We start from the raw sequence: 3,506 nt of genomic DNA on the forward strand, positions 1-3,506 counted from the left end.
CCCGGCCCTCAGACCGCCGGCGCGGTGCGCGCCCCCGGCACCCCCGGCACCCCCGGCACCCCCGGTACCGCCGTCAGGCGGTGGGCGTCGCGGGCCGTGCGGGTGACCCCGGCCAGGAAGCCCCGGGCCCGCGGGGAGGCGCCGTCGGTGAGCCAGGCGGGGTCGATGTCGCAGACCGCGACCCGGACCGTCGTGCCCGACAGGGCCAGGGGCAGGGTGTGCACCACGGTGGACGGGAAGCTGAGGACGGTACGGGCGACGGGCCCGCGCCGGGCGACCAGTTCCAGGGGCAGGTCGGGCCGCACGACCTCCAGCCCCGTCGCGCCCGCCATCCGGTGCAGTTTGGCCGCGCTCTCGCGCCGGTGCGCGAAGTAGCGGGTCGCGCCGTGGGTGCGGGCCAGGGAGCGGACCGCCTCCAGGTAGGCGTCGGCGTCCACGACGCCGGTCTCCACCAGCGACGTGCCCACCAGGTCGGCGCCGCCGGTGACGCGCGGCGGCCCGAAGCGGTCCCGGGTCCAGGCGAAGGTGTGCGCGCGGACCGTCACGCCGGGCGGGGTGGCGTCCACCGGCATGGCGGAGAACACCTCGACCGTGCGCCTGCCGCCCGGGGTGAGCCGGCGGCGGGCCGCGCCGGACACCGGGGCGAGCAGCAGGTCCCGGGGGCCGGGCCGGCCGCCCTTGCGGTGCCAGCGGACCAGGCGTTCGCCCCGGGCCAGCTGGCCGACGAACTCCATGGTCGCGGTGCCGTCGTCGACGACGACCAGAGCGGGCGCCCGGGTGAGGGTCAGCAGCAGCTGGACGTAGCGCGAGAAGGGGTCGCCGAGGACGACCCGGTCGGCGCGGCGCAGGGCGGCCGTGAGGCCTCCGACGGTGCGCAGCGGGGCGCCCGGGCCGCCGCGGGCCTCCTCCCAGCGGACCTGGTGGCCCTCCTCGCGGGCCAGCCCGCACATGCGGCGCAGCTGGCCGCGCGTCATCGGGTCGACGGGGGACAGCACCACCAGGGTGAGGTCCGCGCCGGGAGCGTGCGCGTGCGCCCACTCCAGCACGTTGAGCAGTTGCACCGGGCTCTCGACGAAGGCGAGCGTGTGGGGGCCGGTGCTCCCGGCGCGTGGGCTCATCGGCGTGTCACACCGTCCGTGTCTCAGACCGTCAGCGGCTCGCCCGCCGCCGCGGCGATCTCGGCCTCGGCGACCGCTCCGGGGACCCGGCGCAGCTTCTTCATCGGGCCCAGCTCGGAGTCGTAGACCCGCTTCACGCCGTCGCCGAGGGACGCCTCGATGGTGCGGATGTCGCGGACCAGGCGGCTCAGGCCGCCGGGCTCGACGGACGCGGCCTGGTCGGAGCCCCACATGGCGCGGTCGAGGGTGATGTGGCGCTCGACGAAGGCGGCGCCGAGGGCGACGGCGGCCAGCGTGGTCTGCAGGCCGGTCTCGTGGCCGGAGTAGCCGATGGGGACGTTCGGGTACTCCTGCTGGAGGGTGTGGATCACCCGCAGGTTGAGCTCCTCGGCCTTCGCCGGGTAGGTGGAGGTGGCGTGGCAGAGCAAGATGTTGTCCGAGCCCAGGACCTCGACCGCGTGGCGGATCTGCTTCGGGGTGGACATGCCGGTGGACAGGACGACCGTGCGGCCGGTGGCGCGCAGTGCGCGCAGCAGCTCGTCGTCGGTGAGGGAGGCGGAGGCGACCTTGTGGGCGGGGACGTCGAACTTCTCCAGGAAGGCGACGGCCTCGGTGTCCCACGGGGAGGCGAACCAGGCGATGCCCTTCTTCCGGCAGTAGGCGTCGATCTGGCGGTACTCCTCCTCGCCGAACTCCACGCGGTGCCGGTAGTCGATGTAGGTCATCCGGCCCCAGGGGGTGTCGCGTTCGATGTCCCACTGGTCGCGCGGGGTGCAGATCTCCGGGGTGCGCTTCTGGAACTTGACGGCGTCGCAGCCGGCTTCGGCGGCGGCGTCGATCAGCTTGAACGCGTTCTCGATGTCGCCGTTGTGGTTGATGCCGATCTCGCCGGTGATGTAGACGGGACGGCCGGGGCCGGCCTCGCGGGGACCGAGCGTGCGGATGCGGGAGTTGGTGCTCATGACCGGTGCTTTCCTTCGGTGGGGTGGGAATCGAGGGAGGGGCCGAGGATCCAGCCGGCGATCTCCCGGATCGCGCCGTCACCGCCGGGGAGGGTGGTGACCGCGCGGGCGACGCCGCGTACGGCGTCGTGGGCACTGGCGACCGCCACGGGCCAGCCGACGAGGGCGAGGCAGGGGAGGTCGTTGACGTCGTTGCCGACGTAGAGCACGCGCTCGGGCGCGATGCCCTGTTCCTCGCACCACTCCTTGAGGGCGCGGTCCTTGCGGTCGACGCCGTGCAGCACGGGCACCCTGAGCTTGCGGGCGCGGGCGGCGACGACCGGGTTCTGTTCCGTGGACAGGATCAGGATCCGCAGGCCGGCCCGGCGCAGGGCGGCGATGCCCAGCCCGTCGCCGCGGTGCACGGCGACGAACTCCTGTCCCTGGGAGTCGATCAGCACCCGGTCGTCGGTCTGGGTGCCGTCGAAGTCGAGGACGACCGCGTCGAGGTCGGCGGCCGTCGGCAGGGCGCCGTTGGAGGTCCCCCCGCTCGACCGGCGGAGCCGAGAGTGCGGGAGGTCCGTGTCGAGGAGCGGGGCGAGGGCGCGGGCCCGGGCGAGGTCGTGCGGGTCGTCGATCTCCAGGACGCGGGCCGGGTCGGTGCGCACGGGTTCGGTGCGGCCGAAGAAGCGGTGCCGGTGGGCGCGGAAACCGGCCGCGTCCATGGCGTAGGCCGCGCCGGTCTCCAGCAGGTCCTGCGGGCGGTCCTGGCGGCGGGGGCGGACGGACTTGTCGTGGTTGACGCCGTGACCGCCGCCGGTGTCCGTGCCGCGCGTGGCATCCCGTCCGTCGCGTGCGTCGCGTCCGTCGCCTCCGTCGTCTCCGTCGCGCCAGAGGAAGCCGTGGAACGGGGCGACGGTGACGGCCGTGTCGGCGCCGTCCTCGACCACCGCGGCGGCGACCGCGTCGACGTCCTCGCCGCGCAGGAACGGGCTGGTGCACTGCACGAGCAGCACCACGTCCACCGGGGCGCCGTGCGCGGCCTCGTGGGCGTCCAGGGCGTGCAGGACGGCCGCCTCGGAGGTGGCGGTGTCGCCGGAGAGGGCGGCGGGCCGCGGGACGACCTCCGCGCCGGCCTGCCGGGCCACGTCGGCGATGTCCCGGTCGTCGGTGGAGACGACGACGTCCGTGACGTACCGGGCGGCCCGGCAGGCGCGCACCGCGCGGGCCACCAGCGGGACGCCGCCGACGGGGGCGAGGTTCTTCGCGGGCACACCCTTGGAGCCGCCGCGGGCGGGGATCACGGCGAGCACCCGGCGGGCCGTGGACGGGCGGGACATGGGATCAGCTCCTCGATCCGGGACCGGGGCGGCGGGCGGGGCGGCGGGCGGGGGCGTCACAGCTCGCCCACCCGGCGGATGACGGGGGCCACGCGCTGCACGCCGTG

3 protein-coding genes are annotated in these 3,506 nt (G+C 75.5%); all 3 read right to left on the minus strand.

Annotated features, from left to right (window positions below):
• Nucleotides 1–8 precede the first annotated feature (8 nt).
• From G3I53_RS06970 to G3I53_RS06980, 3 genes are read right to left on the minus strand one after another with little or no spacing between them, the layout of a single operon-like run.
• Nucleotides 9–1,118, minus strand: coding sequence for a hypothetical protein (locus G3I53_RS06970; RefSeq protein WP_164438128.1), 1,110 nt, complete (start codon nucleotides 1,116–1,118; stop codon nucleotides 9–11).
• A gap of 23 nt (nucleotides 1,119–1,141) precedes the next feature.
• Nucleotides 1,142–2,080 (minus strand): N-acetylneuraminate synthase family protein, encoded by a 939-nt coding sequence (locus G3I53_RS06975; RefSeq protein WP_164333244.1) that lies wholly within the window; start codon nucleotides 2,078–2,080, stop codon nucleotides 1,142–1,144.
• Nucleotides 2,077–3,399, minus strand: a complete 1,323-nt coding sequence (locus G3I53_RS06980) for an N-acylneuraminate cytidylyltransferase (protein WP_164438129.1) — start codon at nucleotides 3,397–3,399, stop codon at nucleotides 2,077–2,079. Before G3I53_RS06980 ends, G3I53_RS06975 begins: the two co-directional genes overlap by 4 nt.
• Nucleotides 3,400–3,506 lie beyond the last annotated feature (107 nt).

Origin of the sequence: Streptomyces sp. SID14436 (genome assembly GCF_010548465.1) — a bacterium.
Classification (GTDB): Bacteria; Actinomycetota; Actinomycetes; order Streptomycetales; family Streptomycetaceae; genus Streptomyces.